Annotated in this window: 34 protein-coding genes; all 34 read left to right on the top strand. The window is 57.8% G+C overall.

The window, feature by feature from the left end:
- The first annotated feature begins 234 nt into the window (after positions 1 to 234).
- The 34 genes from AB8B33_RS17230 to AB8B33_RS17065 all read left to right on the top strand — a co-directional run bounded on the left by AB8B33_RS17230 (position 235) and on the right by AB8B33_RS17065 (position 25,537).
- Positions 235 to 753 (top strand): VRR-NUC domain-containing protein, encoded by a 519-nt coding sequence (locus AB8B33_RS17230; RefSeq protein ID WP_439016284.1) that lies wholly within the window; start codon positions 235 to 237, stop codon positions 751 to 753.
- Between the two features lie 74 nt (positions 754 to 827).
- Positions 828 to 1,058 (top strand): hypothetical protein, encoded by a 231-nt coding sequence (locus AB8B33_RS17225; RefSeq protein WP_439016283.1) that lies wholly within the window; start codon positions 828 to 830, stop codon positions 1,056 to 1,058.
- Positions 1,059 to 1,067: 9 nt separating this feature from the next.
- On the top strand, positions 1,068 to 2,084 hold the full coding sequence (locus AB8B33_RS17220; RefSeq protein WP_439016282.1) for a hypothetical protein: 1,017 nt from the start codon (positions 1,068 to 1,070) through the stop codon (positions 2,082 to 2,084).
- A 1,063-nt stretch (positions 2,085 to 3,147) separates the two neighbouring features.
- The gene (locus tag AB8B33_RS17215; RefSeq protein WP_439016281.1) at positions 3,148 to 3,495 is read left to right on the top strand and encodes a hypothetical protein; all 348 of its coding nucleotides are present in this window, start codon (positions 3,148 to 3,150) and stop codon (positions 3,493 to 3,495) included.
- Between the two features lie 4 nt (positions 3,496 to 3,499).
- Positions 3,500 to 5,206: a terminase large subunit gene (locus AB8B33_RS17210; protein ID WP_439016280.1), complete on the top strand. Its 1,707-nt coding sequence runs from the start codon at positions 3,500 to 3,502 to the stop codon at positions 5,204 to 5,206.
- 45 nt (positions 5,207 to 5,251) lie between these two features.
- Complete coding sequence (locus tag AB8B33_RS17205; protein WP_439016278.1) at positions 5,252 to 6,499, top strand: phage portal protein; 1,248 nt, start codon at positions 5,252 to 5,254, stop codon at positions 6,497 to 6,499.
- Positions 6,496 to 7,128 (top strand): HK97 family phage prohead protease, encoded by a 633-nt coding sequence (locus AB8B33_RS17200; RefSeq protein WP_439016277.1) that lies wholly within the window; start codon positions 6,496 to 6,498, stop codon positions 7,126 to 7,128. Before AB8B33_RS17205 ends, AB8B33_RS17200 begins: the two co-directional genes overlap by 4 nt.
- A 74-nt stretch (positions 7,129 to 7,202) precedes the next feature.
- Entirely contained in the window at positions 7,203 to 8,441 is a 1,239-nt protein-coding gene (locus AB8B33_RS17195; RefSeq protein ID WP_439016276.1) for a phage major capsid protein, read from the top strand.
- Positions 8,442 to 8,490: 49 nt separating this feature from the next.
- A complete protein-coding gene (locus tag AB8B33_RS17190; protein ID WP_439016275.1) occupies positions 8,491 to 8,757 on the top strand; it encodes a hypothetical protein in 267 nt (88 codons plus the stop codon).
- Positions 8,754 to 9,329, top strand: coding sequence for a head-tail connector protein (locus AB8B33_RS17185; protein ID WP_439016274.1), 576 nt, complete (start codon positions 8,754 to 8,756; stop codon positions 9,327 to 9,329). The genes AB8B33_RS17190 and AB8B33_RS17185 overlap by 4 nt, the downstream gene beginning before the upstream one ends.
- Before the next feature lie 15 nt (positions 9,330 to 9,344).
- A complete protein-coding gene (locus AB8B33_RS17180) occupies positions 9,345 to 9,779 on the top strand; it encodes a hypothetical protein (RefSeq protein ID WP_439016273.1) in 435 nt (144 codons plus the stop codon).
- 54 nt (positions 9,780 to 9,833) lie between these two features.
- Entirely contained in the window at positions 9,834 to 10,244 is a 411-nt protein-coding gene (locus AB8B33_RS17175; protein ID WP_439016272.1) for a hypothetical protein, read from the top strand.
- A 163-nt stretch (positions 10,245 to 10,407) separates the two neighbouring features.
- Positions 10,408 to 10,551 carry a hypothetical protein gene (locus tag AB8B33_RS17170; RefSeq protein ID WP_439016271.1) on the top strand — a complete coding sequence of 48 codons (144 nt, stop codon included), beginning with the start codon at positions 10,408 to 10,410 and terminating at the stop codon, positions 10,549 to 10,551.
- Positions 10,552 to 10,562: 11 nt separating this feature from the next.
- Entirely contained in the window at positions 10,563 to 10,898 is a 336-nt protein-coding gene (locus AB8B33_RS17165; protein ID WP_439016270.1) for a phage head completion protein, read from the top strand.
- Entirely contained in the window at positions 10,898 to 11,356 is a 459-nt protein-coding gene (locus tag AB8B33_RS17160; protein ID WP_439016269.1) for an HK97-gp10 family putative phage morphogenesis protein, read from the top strand. Before AB8B33_RS17165 ends, AB8B33_RS17160 begins: the two co-directional genes overlap by 1 nt.
- A 2-nt stretch (positions 11,357 to 11,358) precedes the next feature.
- Positions 11,359 to 11,775 carry a DUF3168 domain-containing protein gene (locus AB8B33_RS17155; RefSeq protein ID WP_439016268.1) on the top strand — a complete coding sequence of 139 codons (417 nt, stop codon included), beginning with the start codon at positions 11,359 to 11,361 and terminating at the stop codon, positions 11,773 to 11,775.
- A 41-nt stretch (positions 11,776 to 11,816) separates the two neighbouring features.
- Positions 11,817 to 12,254, top strand: a complete 438-nt coding sequence (locus AB8B33_RS17150) for a phage tail tube protein (RefSeq protein ID WP_439016267.1) — start codon at positions 11,817 to 11,819, stop codon at positions 12,252 to 12,254.
- Positions 12,254 to 12,619: a gene transfer agent family protein gene (locus tag AB8B33_RS17145; protein WP_439016266.1), complete on the top strand. Its 366-nt coding sequence runs from the start codon at positions 12,254 to 12,256 to the stop codon at positions 12,617 to 12,619. The genes AB8B33_RS17150 and AB8B33_RS17145 overlap by 1 nt, the downstream gene beginning before the upstream one ends.
- A gap of 86 nt (positions 12,620 to 12,705) precedes the next feature.
- Entirely contained in the window at positions 12,706 to 12,828 is a 123-nt protein-coding gene (locus AB8B33_RS17140) for a hypothetical protein (protein WP_439016265.1), read from the top strand.
- 279 nt (positions 12,829 to 13,107) lie between these two features.
- Positions 13,108 to 15,306, top strand: a complete 2,199-nt coding sequence (locus AB8B33_RS17135; RefSeq protein WP_439016264.1) for a tape measure protein — start codon at positions 13,108 to 13,110, stop codon at positions 15,304 to 15,306.
- Between the two features lie 170 nt (positions 15,307 to 15,476).
- A complete protein-coding gene (locus tag AB8B33_RS17130) occupies positions 15,477 to 16,037 on the top strand; it encodes a hypothetical protein (protein WP_439016263.1) in 561 nt (186 codons plus the stop codon).
- Between the two features lie 33 nt (positions 16,038 to 16,070).
- Positions 16,071 to 16,637 carry a hypothetical protein gene (locus AB8B33_RS17125; RefSeq protein ID WP_439016262.1) on the top strand — a complete coding sequence of 189 codons (567 nt, stop codon included), beginning with the start codon at positions 16,071 to 16,073 and terminating at the stop codon, positions 16,635 to 16,637.
- Positions 16,622 to 17,029: a DUF6950 family protein gene (locus AB8B33_RS17120; RefSeq protein WP_439016261.1), complete on the top strand. Its 408-nt coding sequence runs from the start codon at positions 16,622 to 16,624 to the stop codon at positions 17,027 to 17,029. The genes AB8B33_RS17125 and AB8B33_RS17120 overlap by 16 nt, the downstream gene beginning before the upstream one ends.
- Positions 17,030 to 17,032: 3 nt before the next feature.
- Positions 17,033 to 19,084, top strand: coding sequence for a hypothetical protein (locus AB8B33_RS17115; RefSeq protein ID WP_439016260.1), 2,052 nt, complete (start codon positions 17,033 to 17,035; stop codon positions 19,082 to 19,084).
- Positions 19,085 to 19,142: 58 nt separating this feature from the next.
- Entirely contained in the window at positions 19,143 to 20,669 is a 1,527-nt protein-coding gene (locus AB8B33_RS17110; RefSeq protein WP_439016259.1) for a hypothetical protein, read from the top strand.
- Positions 20,670 to 20,672: 3 nt separating this feature from the next.
- A complete protein-coding gene (locus AB8B33_RS17105) occupies positions 20,673 to 21,470 on the top strand; it encodes a hypothetical protein (RefSeq protein WP_439016258.1) in 798 nt (265 codons plus the stop codon).
- The gene (locus tag AB8B33_RS17100; protein ID WP_439016257.1) at positions 21,467 to 22,066 is read left to right on the top strand and encodes an SGNH/GDSL hydrolase family protein; all 600 of its coding nucleotides are present in this window, start codon (positions 21,467 to 21,469) and stop codon (positions 22,064 to 22,066) included. The genes AB8B33_RS17105 and AB8B33_RS17100 overlap by 4 nt, the downstream gene beginning before the upstream one ends.
- A gap of 30 nt (positions 22,067 to 22,096) precedes the next feature.
- Positions 22,097 to 22,879, top strand: coding sequence for an SGNH/GDSL hydrolase family protein (locus tag AB8B33_RS17095; RefSeq protein ID WP_439016256.1), 783 nt, complete (start codon positions 22,097 to 22,099; stop codon positions 22,877 to 22,879).
- Positions 22,873 to 23,340 (top strand): hypothetical protein, encoded by a 468-nt coding sequence (locus AB8B33_RS17090; protein ID WP_439016255.1) that lies wholly within the window; start codon positions 22,873 to 22,875, stop codon positions 23,338 to 23,340. Before AB8B33_RS17095 ends, AB8B33_RS17090 begins: the two co-directional genes overlap by 7 nt.
- A 62-nt stretch (positions 23,341 to 23,402) precedes the next feature.
- Positions 23,403 to 23,654, top strand: a complete 252-nt coding sequence (locus AB8B33_RS17085) for a hypothetical protein (RefSeq protein ID WP_439016254.1) — start codon at positions 23,403 to 23,405, stop codon at positions 23,652 to 23,654.
- Positions 23,641 to 24,237 carry a lysozyme gene (locus AB8B33_RS17080; RefSeq protein WP_439016253.1) on the top strand — a complete coding sequence of 199 codons (597 nt, stop codon included), beginning with the start codon at positions 23,641 to 23,643 and terminating at the stop codon, positions 24,235 to 24,237. The genes AB8B33_RS17085 and AB8B33_RS17080 overlap by 14 nt, the downstream gene beginning before the upstream one ends.
- The gene (locus AB8B33_RS17075; RefSeq protein WP_439016252.1) at positions 24,234 to 24,620 is read left to right on the top strand and encodes a hypothetical protein; all 387 of its coding nucleotides are present in this window, start codon (positions 24,234 to 24,236) and stop codon (positions 24,618 to 24,620) included. The genes AB8B33_RS17080 and AB8B33_RS17075 overlap by 4 nt, the downstream gene beginning before the upstream one ends.
- Positions 24,621 to 24,839: 219 nt before the next feature.
- Positions 24,840 to 25,181 (top strand): hypothetical protein, encoded by a 342-nt coding sequence (locus AB8B33_RS17070; RefSeq protein WP_439016251.1) that lies wholly within the window; start codon positions 24,840 to 24,842, stop codon positions 25,179 to 25,181.
- Between the two features lie 41 nt (positions 25,182 to 25,222).
- Positions 25,223 to 25,537: a hypothetical protein gene (locus AB8B33_RS17065; protein WP_439016250.1), complete on the top strand. Its 315-nt coding sequence runs from the start codon at positions 25,223 to 25,225 to the stop codon at positions 25,535 to 25,537.

Here is a 25,537-nt window from a genome sequence, read left to right as displayed (position 1 = left end):
ACTCTCGACAGATAGTTTCGTCCGGGATGAAACCCATGCCATTGCGGACGAAACTAATTCCAAAAAGATGAATGAAATCAATAGGGTAATATACCTATATATAGTTTCATCCATTTATCCTTAACGTTATAGAAGTGTTCTATTTTCTCTCTTTTTCTTCATTTGTGTAGAATAGAGGGGAAGAAAGGACAAAAGGCCCACCAAGCCCACCAACCACCACACCAGGAGACCGACATGGCCAAGACCACCACACAGACAACCCGCATGAACGGCAAGCGCGTCCGCATCGTGACCACGACTGGCGCAGCCGGAACGAAGGTCAAGATCGAAGCGGCGCCGGTTCTCGAATGGCAGCTACAGGCCGAAGCCGTCCGCCAGCTGAAGTCCATGCCTGAATACGCGTCTACGGCAAGCATGGTTGCTGCCAATGACAACAGCGGCCGGTCGAGCTTCGCGATCGCAGCCGACATGAACGGCGACTATCGCAGCAAGCGCGCAGCTGTCATCGCCAAAGCAACCGGCATCGCAGCCGGTGATCCAGACCTCCGCCTATACGGACAGAACGGCAGGCTGATGCTCATCGAGTTCAAGAACGCGGAAGGCCGACTGTCAGGCGACCAGAAAGAACGGCATGCACTGCTTAGGGCCTTGGGGTATCGGATCGAGATTGTGAAGGCCACCAGCGAAGACGATGCGGCACGGCAAGCCGTGGATCAGGTGAGGTCATGGCTCTCACTTGCCGACGCTGCTTGACAAATTTGTAAAATGGTGTAGCTTGGGTGCATCACCAACGCCGCATAGCGGCACACCACGAAGAGGAGACCATCATGAAATCCATTGTTCTCGCATCCGCTCTTATCGCCATTCCGCTCAGCGCCAACGCGCAAGCCGTAGTTTCGTCGGATTGCCACCTGTCTCGCTTCATCGAAGCCTACGCATGGCAGGCCGTTGAGGACGCCGAGCGATTGCCGGCCAGTGCAGCGATCCAGAATGGCCTGCGTGTCTATCTGCGCACAGTCCAGCAGCAGACGAAGAAGGTTTGCCGCTCTGCGGCGTAGCACGGTATTGTGCTTGACAAATTTGTTATTTGGCGTGGTTTTGCCTATATATCCTTCAATCACCATCAACCACCACGATTGCAGGAGACGGAAGTGGCCAGACACGGTTCACTAGCAGAGCAGCTAGCCTCAATGGGCGTGTCGACGCCAAAGGCAGCAAACGACAACAATCCGCAAAGGAAGCCAAGGGAGCCACATTACCGCGGTACGCTTCCAGCCTTGCGATGGCTATGGGATAACCGGCCAGATCTGGCGCAGGCTCTCGCTGATGCCCTTCCTCGTCCGTCGGCTAACTGGTTTGTCGATGTTGAGCCAACGCGTCAGGAGATCCGCCCGACCATCGGCGAGCTCATGAAGGCATCGCACGACGAAGAAGGCGAGCAACTACCGATGGCTTATGAAACCGAAAAGCGAGTTTCGATCGGAAAGCTGCGGTTCCTTAGTGGACGTCTAATCGAATGGGGAAGCACCAAGAAGGGCAAGAAGCTCAAGCCCACCGACAGGCCACGCAGCACGGAGAGCAAAGAGAACAAGGTCAGGTCGCCATGGTTCTATCTCTCTCGCCGGCCATCAACGCCTTCGCCAATGGCTGCGGATCACTACCACCGGCCAATATCCGACCAGCCTGCAATCGCATCAATGTATGACCCGCTGCCTGGCGTAGAGGCGGCAAGGGCGCTCTTGCGTTCCCTTGGCGTAGATGGCGGCACGCCTGCCGGGAAGCTTCCTGTGGCGGCAACCATGTGCCCTACAGCTGTTGCTGATGGCGCCGGGTTCCTCGGTGGAGTTTCGAGCCCATCTGGCAATTCATCTAGCGGTGCAGTCATGTGGGATTTGCCAGAAGCACCCATGAGCAATGCAGCAGATGTGATTGAGGAAGTAGCGGCACGCGGAACCCTCAAGTCAATCGGCCTGCGGCTCGGCCACAATGAAGGATCGGCGATCGAGGCGGGCAAGACTGCCCTGATTGATTTGGCCGAGATACTGCTTTCCGTAAAGAACGGAAAAAAGTCGAAGGCGGCATAATTTTCGTGTGTCTTTGATGCGTACTCTTATGAGGGGGATGGAATAGCCATCCTCGTAAGAGTTGCGGTTGCGACCGCCCCGCCGTCATGCTGCATTTAGTGCAGCCGCTGAACGCTGCGGGTAACTATCAGGAGGACCAGCCATGACGATACTTGCATCGATAGCCATGGTGGTTGGCGGCATCATTGTTGGCGCATTAGCTGTTGTGTTCGCACTGGCATATGCGCTTCGTGGCATCCGCTTCAGGTAACTATCTGCGACACCACAACGTGGTGTTCGTCGGGGATGGACAACGGCAGCATTAACGCCCCACGTGATGCTCGTTGCCATCCCCACCTATTCGAGAACACGAAGATGCCGCGGCCCAGTGATGGTGTCTGCTTTGGCTAGCATCCATGGATTTGGAGGCTCTGCTAGCGAGACTGACGGGACGCGTTCCAATCCGCTATCCCCATCTTCGTTCCCCATTGCCTAGCGCGCCTCCTCTCGCTGCTGGGTAATCATGCGCCAGGTTGAGCTTGTAATAAGGCTCCCTGGCGCTTTCGTTTCTGGTGTTGGATGCCGTCACGACCACCAACATTCAAGCCAGCTACACAGCGCACATCATCACATCGCAAGCGTGACTCCGATAGGCGTAGGTACGACACGCCTTGGAGAGCATGGTATAAGACAGCAAGGTGGCTAGGCATACGTGAGGCCCAACTATCGGCTCATCCATTATGCGTTATATGCCTTGATGAAGAGGTGATAGAAGAGGCCAGAGTATGTGACCATGTCACGCCTCATCGAGGAGATGAGGCGATCTTCTGGTCTGGCCCATTTCAGTCTCTTTGTGAAGCATGCCATAACGGTCGCAAGCAGCGTGAAGAGCAAGCCTGTTCATCAAATAGAATAAACATCAATGATATCAATGGCTTACTAGACTGATGGGGAGGGGCGCATCGCGCTTCTCCGCCGTTTCGCCCTAGGACCGGCGCGGTAAGCAATTTTTCTCATCCGCAAAATTCGCAATTCGGAGTGTGGCACCATGGCAAGGCCGAGGAAGCCGACGGCTGCCCTCGAATTGAAGGGCGCGTTCAAGAAAGATCCGCAGCGAGCCAAGGCTCGAAATAGTGAACCAAAGCCCGATGGCAAGATAGGCCCTCCGCCTGTTGCTTTCAACATGGATGAGAAGAAGCTTTGGGCCGAGTTGGCCGGATATGGATTCTGGCTGACCGACGCTGACCGCCTCATGCTGGAAATTGCCGTCAAGCTCATGGTCCTCTTCCGGGCCAATGCGCTGGATGGGGGCGGCATCTCAAAATTAATCGCGTCTCTGGCGAAGTTGGGCTTCAGCCCTACAGACCGGAGCAAGGTTCAGGCGCCGGGCGCCAAGGAGCCTGAAGCGGACCCATTCGCAGACTTCAAGTGAGATCATGGAAATCGACGCTGAGCAGTACCCGCACGTCGCGGCTGGATACGGCTATGCGCAGGATGTGGTTTCTGGTCGCATTGACGCGTGCGAGTATGTCAAACAGGCATGCCAACGGCAATTGGACGATCTGAAGCGAGCAAAGGAGGGCTGGCTTTACTATTTCGATCACAGAGCCGGTGAGCTAGTATGCAGATTTACGTGCATGTTGCCTCACATCAAGGGGCCGCTCGCCGGACAGAACCTGACGCTAGAGCCGTGGCAGTCGTTCATTCTGACGACTGCATTTGGCTGGCTTAGGCACGACAACGGCAAGCGCCGCTATCGTCGCGCCTATACCGAAGTGCCGCGCGGCAATGGAAAGACCACACTCTCCGACGGCCCGGCGCTTTATTGCGGCTTCGGCGAAAAAGAGGGGGGCGCTGAAATATACTCTGCGGCGCGTACGCGCGACCAGGCCAAGGTGGCATTCTCGGCGGCGCAGGCGATGCTCCGTCGCGCAACCGCTCTGCGGACGGCACTTGGCATCGACGTTGAGGCGCACCGCATCATTCAGATGAGGTCGAACAGTTATTTCGAAGCGTTGTCTGCAGACGCTGACTCGCTGGATGGTAAGAACGTTCATTTTGCGCTCATCGATGAGCTGCATGCCCACCGCGACCGCAGCGTGTACGACGCCATTGAAACGGGCGCCGGCAAGCGCAACCAATCTATGGTGTGGGCAATCACCACAGCAGGCGCCGATAAGACCGGAATCTGCTACGAGCACCGTGCCTACACGATTAATCTCCTGAAAGGCACAGCTCAGGACGACACTTATTTCGGCATCATCTACACGATAGACAAGGACGATGACTGGACGGAAGAGTCGACCTGGCGGAAGGCAAACCCTAACTATGGGGTTTCAGTTGAGCCAGAGCATGTTGCCGCGCTTTGTCGCAAGGCAATGTCATCGCCAGCATCTCAGGCAAACTTTCTGACGAAGCATCTTAACGTCTGGATTCAGACGAACGAAGCGCTTTACGACATGCGGGCTTGGGATCGGTGCTTTGATGAAGATCTAGATATCGAGGACTTTATCGGCGAGCCGTGTAGAATCGCTGTGGACTTGGCGTCCAAGGTCGACATCGCAGCTGTTGTGGCCCTGTTTGAGAGGGATGACAAGGTCTATCCGTTCGCTCGCTTCTATGTCCCTGAACAGGCGATCATCGAAAGCAGGAACGACTCCTACAGCGGGTGGGAGGCTGAAGGGAAACTTATCACCACGCCGGGTGATGTAATCGACATTGACCGAATTGAAGGCGACATCATCGAACTCTCTGGGAGATTTCAAGTCCTTGAAGTCGCCTACGACCCTTGGCAGGCGCAGCAGATGGCAAACCATTTGATTGAGCAGGGTGCCAATGCTGTCGAGTATAGACAAACGGTTCAAAACTTCTCCGAGCCGACCAAGGAACTAGATGCGCTTATGCGCTCCGGCAAGTTGGGGCACAATTCAGGGCCTCGCGATCCGCTGTCGTGGATGATTGGCAACGTTGTCGGTCACTACGACGCGAAAGAGAACGTCTACCCCCGCAAAGAGCGGCCCGAAAACAAGATAGATGGCGCGATCGCCCTTATCATGTGTCTGGGTTTGCATCTTCGTGCTTTTGGTGGCGCAGCGCCATCATCCCCCTGGGAAGACGAAAACTTCAAGATTGCCGTCGTGTGACGGCGGCAAGGAAATTGCATGTGGCCTTTTAAGGAGAGGGTAGCCGTGGAGACACGCGCCACCCTAGAAAGTCCGTCCGTCCCGCTTTCAGATGTCGGCGCGTGGCGGACGCTGATGGGTGAGTGGCATGGCGTTGCTGGCGTCGTTGTGACGCACGAAACGGCGCTTGAGGTGCCGGCTGTATGGTGTGCGGTCAACTTTATCGCAAACACAATCGCCAGCCTCCCACTTCAGGTTTTCCAGAAAAGCGGCGATGGCCGAGATACGGCGGACAAGGATCCGCTTTACGCCATCATGCACGATGCCCCGAATGAAGAACTCACGTCATTCATGTGGCGCAAGGGCATGATGATAAATGTTCTGCTCCGCGGTCGAGGCGTTTCGTTCATCGAGCGAAACAAGGCCGGCCGGGTGATGAACATCTGGCCTCTCGACACGGACAAGTTGACGATCGAGCGCAAGAACGGTCGCAAACTTTACCACTATAACGATGGCGGGCGGCCAGTAACCTACTCTGCCGGCGAGGTCATCGATCTTACCTTCATGCTCAAACCAGACGGCGTGTCTCATGTCGACCCTGTTACAAAGCTGAGGGGTGCCGTGGGCCTGGCCCTAGCGCTTGAAGAATACGCACGCAAGTTCTTTGCAAACGGCGGCGTTCCTCCTTTGGCGCTGTATGGCCCTATGCCGTCGCCAGGAGCTGCATCCAGGGGCGCATCAGACGTCAATCAGGCGATCCGAGACGCAAACGCCGAGCGTCGAAACGTCTTGATCATGCCGACAGGGCATGAACTTAAGCCGATCGGCATTGATCCTCAGAAATCGCAGATGGTGGAAGCCCGCCGCATGCAGATTGAGGAAATTGCCAGGATATTCGGCATTCCTCCGGTTTTTCTGCAGGATCTGACGCACGGCACATTTTCGAATACCGAGCAGCAGGATCTGAACTTGGTCAAGCATCTTATCGCCCAGTGGGTGAAGGCTTGGGAGCAGGAACTTAACCTGAAGCTCTTTTCTGCGCGCAATCGCATCAAGTTTGTTGAGTTCAATCTCGACGGGCTTCTTAGGGGCGACTTCGCAACGCGCATGGCAGGATACGCCACGGCAATTCAGAACGCCATCAACACGCCAGATGAGGTGCGCGCGATGGAGAACTGGCCGAAGAAGGGCGAGGACGCCGACAAACTTCACATCCAGGGTGCCACGGTGCCACTGGGTATGCAGATGACGCCGGCGCCAACCGCCGCTCCTGCGAATGACAACAAACAGAACGACGGGACGCAGGCCGCATGAAGACGAACATTGAGAAGCGCACCCACGCTGGCGGCGTCGAGCATCGAGCAGAGAACGACAAGCGCGTGCTTGTTGGCTACGCCGCTGTTTTCGAGCGTCTTGCCAATATAGGCGGCTACTTCAAAGAGCAGATCGCGCCAGGCGCCTTCACGGAGGCTATTGGCGGCGATATCCGCGCCTTGGTGGATCATGACCCAGGCCGCGTCGTCGGTCGCACCAAGAGCGGCACGCTGCGCCTTTCCGAGGACGGCGTCGGCCTTCGTGTAGAAATCGATGTCCCGAACACCACGGACGGAAACGACCTGTGGGTTCTCGTCGAGCGTGGCGATATCAGCGGCATGTCGTTCGGTTTCCGCGTCACTAAGGAAACCTGGGACGAAACCGGAGATATTCCGGTTCGGACCATCCAGGCTCTTGAGTTGATGGAAGTCTCCGCTGTGGCTTGGCCCGCCTACGATGACACCACCATTGGGGTCCGCTCACTTGAAGAGTGGCGGTCGGCCAACCCTACCGAGCCAGTCGTGCCTGCAGAAGAAATTACCGATCCGGCGGCAGCGCCGGTAAGCAAGGCTGCGCACCGTGCGCGCCTGAAGATGGACCTTGAACTTAAGGTCCGCAGCATGCGCTGACCAAGCGCTGTCACCCACCAAAAACCACCACACTGAGCTCGCCACCGGCGGGCTCTTTCCATTTTGGAGACCATATGCCCACCATTCTTGAAATGCGCGAAAAGCAGCAGAAGCTTGTCGCTGACGCCCGCGCCCTGCTTGCCGACATCAAGGACGACACCGCAGAAGCGCGCGTCTCCGAACTCGAAACGCAGCACGACGCCGCAATGGCGGAATTCGACAAGCTCGAGGCCCGCATCAAGCGCGAAGAAGAAGCCGAAGCCCGCGAGCGCAAGCTGAACGAAGCTGACGTTCGCCGCCCGAACGCTGACACGCGTGCCGTCGCTGGCGAAGTCGAAAAGACTGCCGATGAAAAGTATGCAGACGCATTCCGCAGCTTCCTGCGCGGCGGCGTTTCCAGCCTTTCGGTTGAACAGCGCGCCATCATCAAGAAGGTCGAAGAACGCGGCCAGTCCGTCGGCAACCAGACACAGGGCGGCTACCTTGTCCCCGGCCAGTTCCTGGCAGAGCTCATTAAGTCGCTGAAGGCTTGGGGTCCGATGCTTGATCCTGGCGTCACCCGTCAGCTGAATACGGCTACCGGCGCCACCATCACTATGCCCTCCATGAACGACACCGGCAATGTCGGCGCGCTCATCGGTGAAAATCAGCAGGTTTCCGTTTCTGAAATCGCCTTCGGCACCAAGTCGCTCGATGCCTACAAGTACACCTCCGGTGTCGTGCTGATTTCTGATGAGCTGCTGCAGGATGCCGTTATGGACGTCGAAGGCATTGCCCGCGACGCCATGGCAGAGCGCATCGGCCGTATTGCCAACACGCACCTGACGACCGGCGACGGCGCCTCCAAGCCGAACGGCATTGTAACTGCGGCCGGCACCACAGCCGCTGCTGGCGCATCTGCCATCACGTTCGACGACTTGTTCAACCTCGAGCACTCTGTTGATCCGGCCTACCGCTCTGATCCGTCGGTTGGCTGGCAGTTCAACGACGGCACACTGAAGGCACTCCGCAAGCTCAAGGATCTGAACGGCAACTACATCTGGCAGCCGGCAGACGTCAAGAGCGGCGCACCCGCTACCATCAGCGACTACCGCTACTCGATCAACCAGGCGATCGCCGACATCGGCACCGGCAACAAGTCTGTGATCTTTGGCGCGATGAACAAGTACGCCGTTCGCGTTGTCAATGAATTCGCGATGAAGCGTCTCGTTGAGCGGTATGCTGACTACGGTCAGGTTGGCCTCATCGGCTTCCTGCGCCTTGATGGCGAACTGCTCGACAGCGCTGCCGTCAAGAGCCTTCTGCATCCGTAATCTTTGTGGCGCCGTCAGAAATGGCGGCGCCACCAAAATGGAGGGCGGTATGCTCGTCAAGGTAAATACAAGTTTGGCCGGTGCCAACTTCGCGTTCCGTTTCGGAGAGGAAGTTGAGCAGGATGTTTTTGCCGCACTGGTCGGCAACGGCTGGGAATCGCTGTGCGACCCGGTCGAAGCCGACGGCAATGATGCGATTGTTGAAAACGCAGTCGAGGCACACGCCGATGAAACAGCCGTGGCTGAGCCGGTCGTTGAAACTGCCGACGCACCGCCCACTGGCGAAACCACGTCGAAGCGAGGCCGCCGCAAATGAACGAGTGGACGCGACTGGTAAGGACGGTAGAGCCAACCGAGCCGGTTGTGTCTCTTGCCGAGGCCAAGCGACATCTGCGCGTCCTGCACGATGACGACGATACCGACATCGAGCTCTTTGTTGCAGCGGCCTCCGCTGCGATCGAAGGTCCAAATGGGATTGGCATAGCACTTTCGCCGCAGACATGGCGCCTATCGCTTGATCACTTCCCGTGCGAAATCGTCGTGCCACTCGGGCCGGTAACGGAAGTCACCTCGGTAGCGTATCAAGACGCCAACGGCGATACCGCTACGGTGTCAGGTTTGCGTTTCGATCTCGATGAAAGCCCATTGCGCATTTGGCCGGCGCGCGACACTGCATGGCCTGAAACTTATTGCGAGCCAGGCGCCGTGAAGATCACGTTTGCGTGTGGCTACGAAAAGCTGCCCGCCGATCTGCGCGCTGCGATCCTTCTCCTTGTCGGTCACTTCTACGAACACCGCGAGGCCGTCACCACTGACCTCAAGGCTGTCGAACTGCCTATGGGTGTCGCTTCAATTCTCGAAAGATATCGGGTCGGCCGCTTCGCCTGACCGAAAGGAAACATCATGCCTAATCGTGAAATTCACAACGTCCTTCACTTCGTCCCGCTCTTTGACCCGAAGGCTGCCGTCGCCGACAACACTGCCCAGGTCAGTGCAATCATCGATCTGGCCGGCTACAACGCCGCCGAAATCGTCCTGCAGACCGGCACACTTTCCGACGCTGACGCTACGTTTGCTGTAACCATCGCAGAATCCGACGCAGCCAACATGTCCGGTTCGAATGCCGTTGCCGCAAGTCAGCTTGTCGGCACGCTTGCCCAGGCCAGCTTCGACTTTGCGACCGACTCCAAGGCTCGCAAGATCGGCTACATCGGCACGAAGCGATACATTCAGGTCACGGTCACGCCGTCCAACAACACCGGCAACCTGTTCCTGTCCGGCGTCGCTGTTCTCGGTTATCCGGCAACTGGCCCGACTGCCAACCCGCCGCAGGCCTAAATTAGGTGGCGCGTCGTAAGGCGCGCCTATTCTCTTTCGAATAGGAGATCACCAATGGCAGACATCACAATCACCCCGGCAAACGTCGTGGCTGGCGCGGACTCGTCCGCAGTCACCGGCGTTGCTGGCGAAACCATCGCGGCCGGCAAGGCCATCTATCTCAGCTCCACGACCAAGAAGTGGATGCTGGCTGATTCCAACTCGGCAACCGCCGAGGCGCGCAAGGCCAAGGGCATTTCGCTCAACGGCGCTTCGCTCAATCAGCCGATCGCAGTTCACAAGGCTGGCGACATCACCATTGGCGGCACGCTCACGGCCGGTACGGCATATTTTCTGAGCGATACGCCCGGTGGCATCTGCCCACTCGCCGATGTCGGCGCTGGCGAATACATCTGCCAGCTTGGCTTAGCTAAGTCGACCACCGTTCTTGCCATTGATGTGCAATTCCCCGGCGTGAGCCTCTGATGCCATGGGTCCGCTTTACCGCGGACTTTGATTGGAAGCCCATCCCAGCCGTAACCATAGCCTACAAGGCCGACATGGTGCGGCTGGTGACGCGCGCCTGCGCATCGAAAGCTGCGGAACTTGGCAAAGCCGAGAAGGCCGAAAGGCCGGTAAAGGATCCGAAATGAGCGCTTGGTACGTTAAGCCTCTGCGCTTTTTCGGCGCGGCGGGCCAGTTTTTCCTCGATGTCAAAATCGGTCTTGATCTGGGGCGCAGTATTCCGGATTCGGTGCGGGTTGCTCGCGCCATTTGGGGATGGCGCCAGTGACGGCCGGAAATATGCGCGCCAAGCTGCAATTCCAGCGGCGCGGCCAGAGCGATGACGGTTTTGGCAACGCGGTGACGGGCGAATTTGAGACTGTCTTCACCGACAACGCCGAGCTTATCCCGCGCATGGGGTCCGAGGCCGTTATCTCGAGCCGACTGCAGGGCATCCAACCATATACGATCCGCATTTATAGCCATGAGGCAGCCCGCGCGATCGATGCCACTTGGCGCGCCGTTGATGCACGCAGTGGCGCGATTTACGCGCTGGTTTCGCCACCGGTGAATACGGATCAGAAAAACCGGCATATCGAGATGCTCGCAACCTCGGGCGGCCAGACGGATAGTTGATGGCGGCAACAATCAAAGGCCTAAAAGAACTTCAGCGCAAGCTCGATCGGCTTCCGCAGGTCGTGAAGGCCCGCATCCGCGAGGCTATGGAGCAGGGCGCGCAAGAGATCGTTGATCTCGCGAAGTCACTGGCGCCATACGACTCCCTGCGCGACAGTATTGGCTGGACATGGGGCAGGGCGCCGAAAGGCGCCATCACTATTGCCAGGGTAGAGAGCACAGGCGGCGATCTCACCATTACCGTTTACGCCGGCAATAGCGAAGTCTACTGGGCTCGCTGGGTCGAGTTCGGCACCGCCGCACACACGGCCGGCGGCAAGTTTGCGGGCGCACAGATACCCGCCCAGCCAGCGAAACCGTACTTCTTCGTGAGCTTCAGGGCGTCGCGAAAGAAGGTAAAAAGCCGCATCACCCGCGCCATCAATAAGGCAGCCAAAGAAGTGGCGGCCGGGAGCTAGCCGTGGATCCAACATATGAGCTGGCCGCGGCTGTTGTCGCGCGCCTGAAAGCCGACGCCTCGGTTTCTGGCTTTGTCGGTGCACGCGTCTACGATCGCCCGCCCGACGGCGCGATTTCCTCGCCGTATATTTCCTTCGGCCCTTCTGACGCAACGACCGACGACGCAGAATGCATCGACGGTCTCGAAATTTCGATGCAGATCGACTGCTGGTCGTGGGGATCTGGCGAGGCTTACAGCAGCGCCGAAGTCCGCAAGATCGCGGGGGCGGTCAGGGCATCGCTTCATGACGCTGAGTTCGAACTGGCGCAGAATGCGCTGGTGACGATCAGACACCGCATCTCGCGCTACCAGCGCGAGAGCGACGGCGTGACCAACCGCGCCATTATCACCATCACGGCATTCGTTGAGCTTCCGTAGCAACGGCCGGCACCACTCATCACCACATTTTGGAGACTGCAATGGCCCAGCCCTCTACGGCTCGCTTTGGCAAATTTCGTATCATGCTCGGCAACAGCGCCGACCCAATCGTCTACGCCGCGCCTTGCGGTTTCACTTCCAAGAGCCTGACGCTCACCAAGGATCTGACCGACGTCACGCTTCCGGATTGCGATGATCCCGACGCCGTCGCCTGGGTTGGCCGCGATGCCAGCACGCTGTCGGCTTCCGTCTCCGGCGAAGGTGTTCTAGCCTCTGAATCCGTCGAGACCTGGCTTGATGCCTGGGAAAACGTTGAGTCCGTTCCGGTCAAGATCGAGATCGAATTTCCCGCAAAAACCATCACCTGGACTGGACTTATGCACGTTTCCTCGCTCAATCCTTCAACTGAGCAGGGCGGCCGAGTTACGATGTCGGTCGAGATGCAGAGCGACGGCGAGCTCGTGCGCACGGTGGCCTAATGAGCCGTGACGCAAAGATTACGCTGACTTGGGCGGATGACGATTACGTCTTCCGCCTTGGATGGGGCGAGCTGGCCGAGCTCCAAGAGAAGACTGACGCCGGCCCGTATGTCGTGCTCAATCGCTTGCACGTCGGCCAGTGGCGCATCGAGGATATTTCCAGCGTGCTGCGCCTCGGCCTAATTGGCGGCGGCATGGAGCCTGTGAAGGCTCTGAAGCTTGTTCGGACTTACGTCGAGGCGCGTCCGCCGATGGAAAATCACCCCTATGCCGTGGCCGTGCTTTCAGCCGGTCTGATCGGCGCTCCGGAGGAGGCATTGGGGGAGGGCGAAGCGCCAAGTCAGACGCCGGAAGCCAGTCAATAGATGACCTTCCAAACGGCAAGATCAGATTTGGCGCCATCTACGGCACCGGCGCGGCGATCGGGTTCACCCCGCAAGACGTGAATGCGATGTCGATGTGGCAATTCATGGCGGCCGTCGAAGGCTACGTGAAGGCCAACAGCGGCGAAGAAGCGAAGATGTCCGACAAGGAAGCCGACGAGATATTCGATTGGCTCAAGTCGAAGGAGTAGGAGGCGCGAGTTTTTGCGCCTTCATTGCCTGTTTGTACTTGCGCGGGACGTACCCAAGCGTCTTTGCCCCGCATCGCGGGCAGCGGTAGGCGCCAGATCCAAACAGCGTGACCAGCAGCCAAACCGGGATCCAAAATCCGGCAGTCACGACTGACAGAAGCAAGTGTAGCAGATGGTTAGGTGTCTGCCGCTCGGCAAGCACCATTGCCACGTCATCTTCGCAGAACATTCGCCGCTTCCGTATTCCCATACACTAATAAATAGAACGAGATCGAACGTATGGCAAATGACCTCGAGCGTCTCGTGGTGCAGCTTTCTGCTGACATCAAAAAATATGAGAATTCGCTCAATCGGGCGATGGGCATTACAAATAAGAACACCCGCGCGATCGAGAACCGTTTCGCGTCTATGAATAAGCGCTTGAGCAGCGGTTTTGATGGCTTCGCCTCATCTGCTGCCCGCGCATTTGCATTGGTCGGTGGGGCCGCCGGCGCAAAAGAACTGCTGGACGCAGGCACGCGCATCAGCAACTCGCTGAAGGTTGCTGGCCTCGCCGGCGAGCAGCTCGATACGGTTTACCAGAAGCTTCTGGCATCTGCTCAAAAGAACGCCGCACCGGTGGAAACGCTGGCAACGCTGTATAGCAAGGCTGCGCAGAGCCAGAAGGAACTAGGCGTTTCTTCCGAGCAACTTCTGTCGTTCACGAATAACGTCGCTCTTGCGCTTCGCGTCGCTGGCACTGATGCCACGACCGCAAGCGGCGCGCTGCTTCAGTTGGGCCAGGCACTCGGATCTGGCACTGTGCATGCCGAAGAATTCAATTCGGTGCTCGAAGGCGCTCCGACGATCGCGCAGGCTGTCGCGGCCGGCCTCAAGGAGGCGGGTGGATCTGTCGCGCAGCTGAAGTCCTTGATCGTTGACGGCAAGGTATCGTCCGAGGCGTTCTTCCGTGCATTCGAGGCCGGCGCACCTGTCCTTCAGGAGAAGGTTGCCGGCGCGACGCTGACACTAGATCAGCACCTGACAAATTTGCAGAATTCGCTGATCGACGCGGCGAAGCGATTCAACGAAAGTTCTGAGGCCAGCCAGTCGTTCGGAGCGGAAATAGATCGCGTTGCCGGATTCGTCAACGGCATCAATTTCAATAACCTGATTGCGCAGGTCAATGCCGTCATCACAGCTCTTAATCAGGGCATAGCGACTGCCAACGCGTTCGCCGCCAAGATCGGCGAGATGAGCGGCCTTGCCAACGCAGGAAAGGCCCTTGTCAATGCGTTGCCCGGCGATACGACCGTCAAAAGCTATCTCGGCGGCGCAATATCGATAAAGCAAAACGATCTCATCACGGATCGCATTAACGACGCATTCAGTGGCCAGATTGAAGAAGTCGGCAAGCTTACTCAGGATGCGATCAAGAATAGTGTCCTGGGCAAGGATGCGCCGGTAACGCCTAAAGGTGGCAGGGTTCCCGCCGCTCCGGGTGTTGCGCCGACTACGGTCGTTCCTATTTCGATCAACGACTTCAAGCCGACTGGGACGAAAAGTTCTGGCGGCGGCGGCGGTGGCCGCAAAGGCGGCGGCGGCGGCGGCAAAAGCGCCGACGAGTATCAGCGTGAAATAGAGCAGATCAAGGAGCGCACTGCCGCCCTTCAGACGGAAACTGCCGCACAGTCTGGCATCAATCCGCTCATCGACGACTATGGCTTTGCCATGGAGAAGGCGCGCGCACAAAGCGACCTGATGACAGCTGCCCAACGCGCTGGCCTGGCTATCACTCCGGCACTCAAGGCATCGATCGATCAGCTGGCAACGGGATACGCGAACGCTAGCGTTGCCGCTGAAAAATTGCAGGAGTCGCAGGCTCGGGTAAAAGAAGCAGCCGATGACTTCAAGAATACCGCGAAGGACATCACCAGCGGCTTTATTGACGATCTCCGCAGTGGATCTTCAGCCGCAGAAGCGCTGTCGAACGCCCTTAACAGGGTGCTCGATAAGGTCATCGACATCGGCCTTAATTCGCTGTTCGGAACTGGTGGGGGTGGTGGTGCCGGCTTGTTTGCTGGTATCGGCAAGCTCTTCGGCTTCGACAAGGGCGGATATACCGGCGACGGTGGCAAGTACGAGCCAGCTGGCATCGTGCATAAGGGCGAATACGTTCTCGACGCGGAAACCACCAAGCGCATCGGCGTGAAGAACCTGAAGAAACTGCAAGGCTATGCCGGCGGCGGCTATGTCGGCGCTCCATCCATGCCCGTTGTTCGCAGCGGTGGATCAGCCGCCGGCAAGTCCAGCGCAACAAAAATCGATGTCGGCGTCTCCGTCGACGACGACGGCGGCCTGCGCGCCTACGTCAAATCCGTGAGCCAAGACACGGTAGCCGCGGCAAGCCCGCGCATCGTGTCGGCTGCCAATCAGTCGGCGCCCGCCGCAATGGCCAGATATCAAAATAACACGGCAGGCGCCGATTACCGGAATTAAGGAAGCAAATGGCTGACATGATTCATTGGCCGTTCTGCCTTTTGACGCCCCAGCAGGTCCAGGCAAATGTCGTCGCTTTCACGAGAAGCGGCGGCAAGTCACTTGGTGGTATCGAGCCCGTCACGCGCACTGATCTAGGTTACTGGGCCATCGATTATTCTGGCGTTGTGATGCAGAACAAGCAACGCGACCAGTGGAATAGTTGGCAGGCCGTCAGGCAGAAACTCGGCGGCAGATCTGGTCTCGTGATTGTGCGCGTTCCGTCATCTCTGTCGGCGCCGTATGCATCTGGGCATTTTGAGGCTTCCGGGTCTGTTCCCTATGACGATGACTCCGACTTCGATGATGATACAGAATTCGAGCAGAGCGCCATTTCAGTCGTGACCGACGGGACCACGCCTATCGGCGCCACCACGATCCGGCTTCGAATAATCAACGCTTCCGCCAACTTGGCAGGCGTACGATTTTCGTTCAATCACGCGCTCTACGAAACGGGGCCGGCCATCTCGATCGATGGCGATGTCTGGACTGTTCCGATCTCACCAACCGTCCGCGAACTCATCCCGGCCGGATCCGATCTGGAATTCGACAGGCCCACCTGCCTTTGCCACCTCGCTGAAGACCGCGGCATGGACGTGACGCAAGACGCCATCACCAAGGGCACCAGGCCCAACGTCAGCTTCATTGAGGCGACTGATTATTGGAATCAGTTGGCTCTCGGCCTACTTTAGGCGGCCATTCCTCTATCTTTCAAGGAGCATCGCATGGCGTCTTTGCGCGTTCTATGCCAGCTCGATTTTCCATCGAAGACTGTACGTCTATGGGATGGCTCAGGCGGGCCGTTCGTCGATTCAGACGGAGAAATCTGGCGGGCATGCGTCCTCACAGAGGATGCGCTTGACCAGATCGAACTGGCGATCAATGCCGAGGCCTTCACGCTCTCTCTGACGCTCTCAGGCATCGATCAGGAAGCGTCGAACACAATCTGGTCAGACTATCAGGACGGAGAAATCATCGGTTCGCGAATGCGGATATTGCTTCAGGAGCTCGACGATTTCGACCAGCCTGTCGGCGATCCGGAGATAAAATTCACCGGCACGATCGATGACCTGATCTTCGACGATATGGCTAGCGGTGATCAAGTCGTTTCGACTGTTACGGTCGAGATCACCAATCGCTTCACCCTTCGCACGCTACGGAACGGGTCGGTGCTGTCTGACGTCGACCAAAAGGCTATTTCGGCCGTTATCAATCCAACTGGTAACCCCGACAGGTTCTGCGAACGAATCCCAGGCCTGCTCGACAAGACCATTGCATGGCCGAACTGGTAGCCGGCAGGCTGACAGCCTTCATCGCCGACAACAACGCCAAGCCATGGTCCCCCGGATCGGTCGACTGCTGCATGGTTTTGGCAGACTGGGCTATATGGCTTGGCCACCCAGATCCCGCACGCCACCTGCGCGGCACATACGGCGATGAGGTTGGGTTTCGACGCATCATAACGGACGCTAGCGGCGCCGTTCCAATCGTCGAGCGCTGCGTCGACCATATCCGAGGCGCGCGCATAGCGAAGCCCGCCTTGGGCTCCATAGGCGTCATAGGCAGTCATCACAACATCGATCGGCAATGGGGCGCTATCTTCGACGGGCAGCGTTGGCTGGTCCGTTTCGCTAATGGCTTCGCGCCAATGGTGGCCCGCCCGCTGGCAATCTGGAAGATTTAATAAATGCCTCAGACACTACTGTCGTTGCCGCTGATCGTATCCTCACTCGGCACAACGGTTTTCGCGGCTAACGCACTCTATCTCGGCACTGCCGCGCTTTTGTATGGCGGCCTCGCCGCTGGCGCCACTTTGCTATCAAGGGCGCTGGCACCGAAGGCTCCAACAGCCCCAAAGCCAGAGGACGGACAGTATAATCTCAAGCAGAGCGTGCCGTCCCGCACCTATGTCCTAGGCACCGTCAAGAAGGCCAGCGATTACGTTTTTCTAGAGGAAAACAACGGCAACGCCTGGCATATTCTTGTTTGGGCCTGCCACCAGATCCACAGCTTCGACACCTTCTATCTCCACGACGAGGCCTGCACCCTCGATGGTAGCGGCTATGTCGTTTCGCCAAGCCACTTTGTGCTCGATGGAACGCCAAAGGTCAGCATTCAGGCGCGGCTTGGGGTTGCGGTAGAAACTCCGTATTTCGACGTTGTTTCGACGTTTCCGACGATTTGGACAGGCGACCACCGAGGTGACGGCCTCGCCACGATGCGGATGGCTGCAGCTACCGTTTCGTCTGAAGACTTCCTGAAGGTTTTCCCGAATCAGATGCCGGCAATTTCCGCCGTCGGCAATGGGGCGTTCCTTTACGATCCGCGGACAGGCTTGGCGCCGTTCTCAAGAAACCTCGCCTTGATGAGGCTTTGGCATCTCACACACCCCGTCGGCGGCAAACTTAACATCGACGACTTGTATCTTCCGGATTGGTCGAACGCGGCCAATATCGCGGATCAGTTCGTAACGAACCGCTCCGGCGGCACGGATCGTCGTTATCATGGCGGCCTGTGGTTCAGGGCGGAAAACGATCCGGTAGAAATCGGCAGGATCATGGACCAGGCTGCGGAGCTTGTTGTCTATGAGCGAGCCGATGGCCTAATCGGCGTTCACGCCGGTGAATATGTGGAGCCTGACATCAGGCTGACTGCAAACGACATCATTAGATGCTCGCACGACGTGAACCAGCGTCGGTCGTCAACGGTTCTCGCCGTCCGCGGCAGATGGACCAACCCGGCAGAGACCTACAACACGGTCGATGCGGCGATCTATGGCGATCCGTATGTCGGTGAAGATACCGAGCGAACCAAGACGATCGACAACCAGGCGGTTCAGGCTCACAACCATATGGCCCGCCTTCAGAAGCTGGCCTATATCAGAGCCAACGCGCCGCGCGTCTCCATCACGGCGCACTACAGCGCTGCCAAGAACGTTGCCTATCGTCGCTTCATTCGTGTCCATCTTCCGCCAAGGCTGAATGAGGTGGTCATAGAGATCACATCGACGCCAAAGCTGTCCTTGCGCAACATGACTGTCGAATTTTCCGGCATCATGGTTCCTTCCGACCTCTACGCCTTTGACGCGTCGACGGAAGAGGGCGCCCCAGGATCCAGCGTCATTCCCGCTCCGCCAGGCGGAGTGCCTGCGCCGATCAACTTCGACGTTGTCATTCAGAACGAAACGCTAGCCGGCGGCGCGACCGCTGCCTACGCCTTTGCCACGTGGGATCACGTCTCGGATTCGTTGATATACGAACTCGAGTGGGAGCCTACAGCCGCAACGGAACCGGCGCGCTCAGCCAACTCCAAGGCCGGCGACGATGAAGTCAGATCCAACTACCTCTCCGATGGCGTGCAGTACCGCTTCCGGCTTCGGGCGTGGTCGAACGGCGCCAATTCGGATTGGACTGATTACGAAATCAGGACGGCCACGGCAGATCCTGTTGCTCCTAGCATCGTAACCGGTGTTTCTGCGACCGGCGGCGCTGGTCAGATCACGTTCGACTGGACGGCGCCAAACAGCCCGAACTACGGCGCGGCACGGATCTACACCAATAGCACCAACACGTTCGTCGGAGCCACGCTTCGCGCAACGGAATATGGGCCGCCGAGCTTTGCCGACACCCGTATCGTAACCGGCTTGGCGGCGGGAACTTACTATGGCTTCATCGAGGCCATCAACCGATCCGGCGTTCCCGCGTCAGCGGTCGCCACAGGGGCGAAGACGGTCACGTAAGTGACCAAGCCTCTTATAGCCCGCTATCGGCGGGCTTTTTCATTCATCCGGAGAAAGCATGGCCGACACAGCCGCTAACATTTGGCGTGACTTCGTCACGGCCGGCGTACCGTCCTCTGGCAAAAGCAAGCCAGCAAAATCCGCCATCCGCACCTGGGGGACATGGGTTGAATCCATCCTCAACGCAATTGGCGTAAACAGCGGCACGGTTTACCAGCAGCGCGCGCTGCTGTTCGCTGACCTTGCCAAGGCTGCGAACACCATGGCGTGGGTCACCAACGATCCGACGGTCGCCTACAATGGCATCTACCAGAAGGTCGGCGGAACCGGCACAGGCTCCTGGACGCGCGTCGCAGACCTGCCGTATTCTTTTATCACGGCGATTGATGCTGGCGCAGGCACTCCGAACGCCATTCAGGCGACGAGCACCATCCCGATCTCAGGATCGGCGCTGGTTCTCTTGAACATTTTCGAGGCCAACACCGGTTCACCGGTGACGGTGTCGTTCAATGGTGGCTCGGCACTTACGGTCAAGACAAATACGGGCAACAATGTTACCGTCGGCGGCCTGCCTACTGGTATGCAGACCTTAGGTATTGTCACGGGCTCAACCTTCCGGCTCGTCACCGATCTGGATGTCAGCGCAGCCGTTGCTTTGGCTGAGGCAGCTGCTGCTGCGGCCGCAGATTCGGCTGCGGATGCTGCTGATTATGCTGCGCTGGCGCGCAACGACAAGGTCGTCAAGCGCTTTGCGGGCGACGGTGTGACTGTTGCCTTCGATCTGACCGTAGACCCCGGCAGCAAAAACAACATCGATCTATTCATTGACGGCGTCTATCAGCAGACTGACACATTTTCGCTCGCCGGTACGGTAGTCACACTATCAGAAGCCCCGCCAGTCGCAAACGACCCGGCTAAGCCCAACAATATCGAATTCAAACTCGGCTTTGCGGTTACCGTGCCGACGCCTGGCGACGCAACGGTATCAACGGCCAAGATCGTTGATGATGCAGTCACCTTTGCGAAGATCCAGAATATCCCGACCGCATCGATACTTGGTCGAACCACTGCCGGCACTGGTGATGTGGAGGTTCTTTCTACTGGCGGCCTTTTCAACTCCATCGCGCCGAACGGCGCCGTGGTTGATAGTGGCTATGCGGAATATACGGCAAATACCAATCTCTCGTCTGTCATTCCTCTAGACAACACCATTCCACAAAACACCGAGGGGACACAGATCCTTTCTGTCACGATCACCCCGAAAAGCACAACGAACAAGCTTCGCGTGCGATTCCAGGGACAAGCGACGTCTACCACGAACCCAAGTTATCCGTCGTGGGGAATCTTCCGAAATGGCGTCGCTAATGCATTGCGCTCAGGCTTCGTAACACAAACCAATGGCGGTCAGCTCTACCAGTGTGCTGACGAGTTGGAGTTCGTTCCTGGATCCACATCAGCAATCACGATCACCGTGCGCGCAGGCCCAGGTACTGCCGGGAACATGACATTCAACGGAAACACTGGCGCCCCACTTCATGGGGGCGCCATGGCAGCAACACTCACCGTCGAAGAAATCAAGGCCTAATCCATGACGCTGACAAAAGTTTCGCCTGCGCTCGTGCAGGAATCAGCCGGCGGCGCAAGCGGCACTGGTTTTATTAGAGGGCTGTGGGTCGCCAATGATGTAACCACGCCAGCCACAAAGTTTACCGTTGCCGCCGGCGTGGCGAGGGATGATGCCGACACGGAGACCATGGAGCTTCCAGTCGGATTGATGAAGCGCCTAAATACGACTTGGGCGGCAGGCAACGATCAAGGTTGCCTGCAATCAGGCCTCACCATGACTGCTGGCACATGGTATCATGTGCACCTGATCTACAATCCAACTACCGACACCAGCGAAATTTTTGCGTCGACATCATCTACGGCCCCAACGCTGCCGGCCGGATATACAAAATTCCGTTGGTTCTGGTCGCTACTGACTGACGGATCGAATAACATCAAGACGTTCGTGCAGACAGGTGACGATTGCCTCTGGAAGGCAACTTTCAACACGATATCCAGCGCGGACGATGGTGGCGCAACGGGACGTACTCGTGCAGTGCACGCTCCTCCCGGGTCAAAGTTCAAGGTTCGACTTCTGCATTTCGTACAGGGGGCAACCAGCTTTTTCACCGGCCTCTCTGACCCGGACCTAAGTACGGGTGTGAGTTATGCTGCAGTCACCAATTACCACAGCGGCGGCGAGACGACGGCTTATGTTGTCGAATGCTACACAAACACAAGCGCCCAGGTTCTGAGCTACTCAAACGTCGCTGGCGTTTCTGATTCTGTGATCTCTATCGCAAACCTTGGCTTTACCCATCATCGAGGCAGGCGTGTATGAGGCGGCCAATAACCGTAGCCACATGCGGCACTAGCTTGACGTATGGCGTTGACAACGGCGACCCATGGCAGGGCTGGGTCGAGCGCATGCTGACCGGACTCACCAGTAGAGAGGTGCGGGTTCTCAATTTCGGCGTTGCGGCACAGGACTCTGTGATGCGACTGGCCGAGTTGGAGGCTGGACTATACCTGCCGACTCAGCCAGACGTCGTCGTTGTCGAGTTCGCGATGAACGATGCTTACACACCAAGATCGATAACAACCGCGCAATGCAAGGCCAATGCACTGGAGATCATTGAGCGATTCCAGGCTGTCAATCCTTTGTGCCGCGCGTTCGTGATGACGATGAACCCTTGCGTTGCCGGCAGCGCACAGGCAGCCTTGCGGCCAAGCCTTAGCCTCTATACCAACAAGTATCGAGAAATTGCCGCAGAGAACCCGCTAATCGGCCTGATCGACAACGAACCAGACTGGGGTGCGGCAGACTATGGTCGCATCCCAGACGGCGTTCACCCTACAAGGAATGCAGAGCGGCCTATTATCGTTCCTAACATGGTTGAAGCGCTCTTGCCGATTGTCAACGCCATGGCCGGTTGACGTTGGGCGCCTCTATGATAGAAGGCGGCAATGAAAAAGCTTGCGCTTTTGGTCGTTGCCGTTTTCGTTTCATTAGCTGGTCATGCTACGGCTGACGAGCTGTATGGACGCGAAAACCTTGCGGCTTTCTTTGCCGCCGAGGTTAGGTCCATCAAGACTGGCGAAGCTATAAAGATCCATATTGTAGGAGACAGCAAGGTTGCCGGCAACGGGGCTACTGACGGCTTTCGGCTCGATCAGCTACTCAAGGAGTCATCTCGGGGGTTCCCTGTAAATGTTACTTTCGATGGATACGGCGGCCAGAACTCGTATCTCTTCAAAAGCGACGTGGCTGCCGACTTCATTGCAAAGCACAGTGATGCAGATTTGCTGATCGTAGATTTCGGCACGAATGAGCGAGTTCATTCTGCTGCTGGCGGACCTCAGACGATCGAGCAAACCAAGCAAAACAATCTTGATGCAATCGCCAGGATCAGATCGGCGCGCGGTCTTGGCAAATTGTCGATTCTGTTTCTGGGGCAGCCGCCGGCCAACAACTGGCAGCCAGCATACAGCCAGACGACGGAAGTGATGGCTGAGATTAACACCGCCATCAAAGATGTGGCTGCTAAAACTAATAGCGGCTACTTCGATACACTGCAACTATTTGGTAGACCTCACTCTGAAGCCGGATGGATGGAGCAGTTGCCGACACCTGAGTACGGCGGAGGAAACGTACACACCGGAGACGCATTCAATCTGGTGTTTATCGGGGAATTGTCTAAGGATCTATTTCCGATGGAATTCCCGAAGGGTGCCGGCTCGCGATGGTGAAAATGAAGTGGCTAATTCCGCTATTTGTTCTCTCGTCGTCAGCATTGGCCCAGGAGCAAATCTCGGACCACACCTATTGGCGTAAAAAAAATACTGACATGCAGGCCGGCCAGGTTGTGTTGGCTGGTGATCCTATGTTCGTCTTTGCTGGCAAATCGATGGCCTCGGAGGCGCTCATGTGGTTCACCCCTATCTGCGGGGTGACTGGCTTCAATGCAAGCGTAGCTGGGGCAAGCGATCAAGTGGTGGAGGACATGGCTACCGGAGTAGCGCGCAAAATAAAGGCGCGCTTTATCGTTGCCATAGGCATTCCGTTTGATGACGTGAGCGACATTCCGGTTATTCACGTGGATGATGCCACCCCCCAAAGCGAGACAATCGAAGATATCCGGAAGGTTATAGGGCCGCTGTCTCGATCGGTCCACGACGCGGCGCTCAAGCAACTAAGTTGCAGCCAGTAAACTAATCGAATGGCCGCCCTAGAGCGGCCTTTTTCTTACCCACCAAACAACCGGAGCCCACCATGCTTCGCACGCTTTTCACAGGCGCGCGTGACGCTGTCGCGCGTGTGCTTATCCCCGATGCGGCTGCAACGGCCAAGAAGGCATGGTCGCTCCGGCTGATCGAGCTCGCCGCCGTGTCCGACATCATCCTCAACGTCGTGCCGTTCGTCTCCGACTACCTTCCGTGGTGGTTGACGCTTGTGCTGCTCGTTGGCGCATGGATCGCGCGACACCTCATCCAGAACAAGGAGGCACCCGTTGCCGATAAATAAGATTGTCGCTACAAAGCGCGGCAAGTCTGCCGTTGCTGGCGCGATGTTCGCGGCAGTGCTGGCCGCCGGAGGATCGTATTTCGCCGAGCCGGAGCGGCCGGCCGCGGTCATCCTCGCAACCGACGAGCTGATCAAGCCGTGGGAAGGCCTCGTGCTCAAATCGCATTGGGATCCATACGCCAAGATTTACGATATTTGCCACGGCGAAACCCGCATCAACGGCAAGCCGGTGCAGCCCGGCATGTCGTTTACCGCAGCCGAGTGCGATGCGATCCTGGAGGAGCGCGTCAAGCGTGACTACTACTTGCCGCTGACGAAACAGATCAAGGGATTCACCCGCTTCCCGGTTTCGGTGCAGGCGTCGATGATTTCAGGCGCCTATAACTTCGGCGTGTCAGGCATGGTCAACTCGACTGCAGCACGCCTTGCGGTGCAGGGGAAGTATCGCGAAGCCTGCATCGCCCAGACCGCATGGAACAAGGCTGGCGGTCAGGTTGTGCAGGGTCTCGTTCGTCGGAGAGAAATGGGCGATGCCCAGCGCGCCGGTGAGGCCGAGATCTGCGTGTCGGGGCTGGAGCCATGATTGCGGGCCTAGCGAAACTTCTTGGCGTCGACAAATGGCTTGTCGGCGCTGTTGCCGTGCTGATCGCCGTGTCTGCGCTCTGGAGTGTATACGCCTACATCGACCACCGCGGATACCAGCGGGCCGCCGTGACCTATCAGGCGCGCATTGACAAGCTGGTCAATGACTACAAAGCCGCAGAGAACGCCGAGATTGAGCGCCAGAACGCCGCGAATAACGCAGCCAAGGCGCGCGAGGCAGCCGCTATTGCGGAGATGCAGGCAGCCAACTCCAAACTTGATACAGACACGAAGGGGCTGGCCGATGAAGCTGCCGCAGATCCTGATGCTGGCAAGCCTGTGCTTGGTGCTTCCAGCGTGCGCCGCATTAACAAAGTCCGTTAATGTTAGACCGGCCGCGCCGCCGCAGATTGCGCGCCCCTCCGACGAACTTCTCAAGAAGTGCAATCTTCCTGTCGACCTGGGCGATGGGCCTTTGGCGCAAGAGCGGCTCGAAAAGCTGTGGATCACAGATCGATCGTCTTTGATCAAGTGCTACCGCAGAAACCTTGCTCTGGTAGATTTCATTCTCGATCGAGACGGCCGCTTGACCGCGAGGCCAAAATGACCGGAACCGAACTAATGGCGGTCATAGGTTTCTTCGTCATGCTCATGGGCGCCATTTCCGGCGTCTGGTGGCGCATCGAGGGCCGTGTTGACCGTGCGAAGGACGAGGCGGTGCGGAAGGCAGCGGATGCCGCCATGGAGGCCGCTTCGGTGCGCGCCGACCTTGCTGCGCACCGTCTGCACGTCGCCGAGCAATATGTTTCCAAGCAGGGGCTTCGGGAGACCACCGATCAGATCATGGAGGCGATCCATGGCGTTAAAACCGCCGTCGACCACATGACGGCGCGCGTTGATCGCATCGTCGAAAATCAAGTCAAGCGCCCCACCACGCGCGCATAACACCGGCCAACCAGCCAACCACCACATTTTAGGAGACTCTCATGGCTTTCTCAGGCCTTCACGTCGTATGCGGCTATGCCGGTTCCCTTTTCGCTCGAGACAAGTCGCAGGCCATCCTCGGCAAGATCGCATGGTCCGAAGCTCCGGCCACCGGCGTCACGTCCACCAACGTTGCTCCGCAGGAAAGCGCCGCCTCCGGCCAGGCGATCTTCCGCATTCGCGCTGCTGCCGACTCCTGGGTCTCGGTAGGCCCGACGCCTGACGCGACGACTGGCAAGCGCTTCCTCGTGCCTGCGTCGACGGACTATGACGTCTACGCCGAGCCGAACGACAAGTTCCAGTGGATTGCCGCATAA

It is taken from the genome of Rhizobium sp. 768_B6_N1_8 (assembly GCF_051811225.1).
Taxonomy (GTDB): Bacteria; Pseudomonadota; Alphaproteobacteria; order Rhizobiales; family Rhizobiaceae; genus Rhizobium.
The sequence above is the reverse complement of the archived record's forward strand: the minus strand, read 5'-3'. Positions and strand labels throughout refer to the sequence as shown.

Excerpts from the sequence above, each read along its gene's own strand:
- AB8B33_RS17230 (WP_439016284.1), top strand. The coding sequence starts at position 235 with ATGGCCAAGACCACCACACAGACAACCCGCATGAACGGCAAGCGCGTC.
- AB8B33_RS17225 (WP_439016283.1), top strand. The coding sequence starts at position 828 with ATGAAATCCATTGTTCTCGCATCCGCTCTTATCGCCATTCCGCTCAGC.
- AB8B33_RS17210 (WP_439016280.1), top strand. The coding sequence starts at position 3,500 with ATGGAAATCGACGCTGAGCAGTACCCGCACGTCGCGGCTGGATACGGC.
- AB8B33_RS17200 (WP_439016277.1), top strand. The coding sequence starts at position 6,496 with ATGAAGACGAACATTGAGAAGCGCACCCACGCTGGCGGCGTCGAGCAT.
- AB8B33_RS17195 (WP_439016276.1), top strand. The coding sequence starts at position 7,203 with ATGCCCACCATTCTTGAAATGCGCGAAAAGCAGCAGAAGCTTGTCGCT.
- AB8B33_RS17190 (WP_439016275.1), top strand. The coding sequence starts at position 8,491 with ATGCTCGTCAAGGTAAATACAAGTTTGGCCGGTGCCAACTTCGCGTTC.
- AB8B33_RS17185 (WP_439016274.1), top strand. The coding sequence starts at position 8,754 with ATGAACGAGTGGACGCGACTGGTAAGGACGGTAGAGCCAACCGAGCCG.
- AB8B33_RS17180 (WP_439016273.1), top strand. The coding sequence starts at position 9,345 with ATGCCTAATCGTGAAATTCACAACGTCCTTCACTTCGTCCCGCTCTTT.
- AB8B33_RS17175 (WP_439016272.1), top strand. The coding sequence starts at position 9,834 with ATGGCAGACATCACAATCACCCCGGCAAACGTCGTGGCTGGCGCGGAC.
- AB8B33_RS17170 (WP_439016271.1), top strand. The coding sequence starts at position 10,408 with ATGAGCGCTTGGTACGTTAAGCCTCTGCGCTTTTTCGGCGCGGCGGGC.
- AB8B33_RS17165 (WP_439016270.1), top strand. The coding sequence starts at position 10,563 with ATGCGCGCCAAGCTGCAATTCCAGCGGCGCGGCCAGAGCGATGACGGT.
- AB8B33_RS17160 (WP_439016269.1), top strand. The coding sequence starts at position 10,898 with ATGGCGGCAACAATCAAAGGCCTAAAAGAACTTCAGCGCAAGCTCGAT.
- AB8B33_RS17150 (WP_439016267.1), top strand. The coding sequence starts at position 11,817 with ATGGCCCAGCCCTCTACGGCTCGCTTTGGCAAATTTCGTATCATGCTC.
- AB8B33_RS17145 (WP_439016266.1), top strand. The coding sequence starts at position 12,254 with ATGAGCCGTGACGCAAAGATTACGCTGACTTGGGCGGATGACGATTAC.
- AB8B33_RS17140 (WP_439016265.1), top strand. The coding sequence starts at position 12,706 with ATGTCGATGTGGCAATTCATGGCGGCCGTCGAAGGCTACGTGAAGGCC.
- AB8B33_RS17135 (WP_439016264.1), top strand. The coding sequence starts at position 13,108 with ATGGCAAATGACCTCGAGCGTCTCGTGGTGCAGCTTTCTGCTGACATC.
- AB8B33_RS17130 (WP_439016263.1), top strand. The coding sequence starts at position 15,477 with ATGCAGAACAAGCAACGCGACCAGTGGAATAGTTGGCAGGCCGTCAGG.
- AB8B33_RS17125 (WP_439016262.1), top strand. The coding sequence starts at position 16,071 with ATGGCGTCTTTGCGCGTTCTATGCCAGCTCGATTTTCCATCGAAGACT.
- AB8B33_RS17120 (WP_439016261.1), top strand. The coding sequence starts at position 16,622 with ATGGCCGAACTGGTAGCCGGCAGGCTGACAGCCTTCATCGCCGACAAC.
- AB8B33_RS17115 (WP_439016260.1), top strand. The coding sequence starts at position 17,033 with ATGCCTCAGACACTACTGTCGTTGCCGCTGATCGTATCCTCACTCGGC.
- AB8B33_RS17110 (WP_439016259.1), top strand. The coding sequence starts at position 19,143 with ATGGCCGACACAGCCGCTAACATTTGGCGTGACTTCGTCACGGCCGGC.
- AB8B33_RS17105 (WP_439016258.1), top strand. The coding sequence starts at position 20,673 with ATGACGCTGACAAAAGTTTCGCCTGCGCTCGTGCAGGAATCAGCCGGC.
- AB8B33_RS17100 (WP_439016257.1), top strand. The coding sequence starts at position 21,467 with ATGAGGCGGCCAATAACCGTAGCCACATGCGGCACTAGCTTGACGTAT.
- AB8B33_RS17095 (WP_439016256.1), top strand. The coding sequence starts at position 22,097 with ATGAAAAAGCTTGCGCTTTTGGTCGTTGCCGTTTTCGTTTCATTAGCT.
- AB8B33_RS17090 (WP_439016255.1), top strand. The coding sequence starts at position 22,873 with ATGGTGAAAATGAAGTGGCTAATTCCGCTATTTGTTCTCTCGTCGTCA.
- AB8B33_RS17085 (WP_439016254.1), top strand. The coding sequence starts at position 23,403 with ATGCTTCGCACGCTTTTCACAGGCGCGCGTGACGCTGTCGCGCGTGTG.
- AB8B33_RS17075 (WP_439016252.1), top strand. The coding sequence starts at position 24,234 with ATGATTGCGGGCCTAGCGAAACTTCTTGGCGTCGACAAATGGCTTGTC.
- AB8B33_RS17070 (WP_439016251.1), top strand. The coding sequence starts at position 24,840 with ATGACCGGAACCGAACTAATGGCGGTCATAGGTTTCTTCGTCATGCTC.
- AB8B33_RS17065 (WP_439016250.1), top strand. The coding sequence starts at position 25,223 with ATGGCTTTCTCAGGCCTTCACGTCGTATGCGGCTATGCCGGTTCCCTT.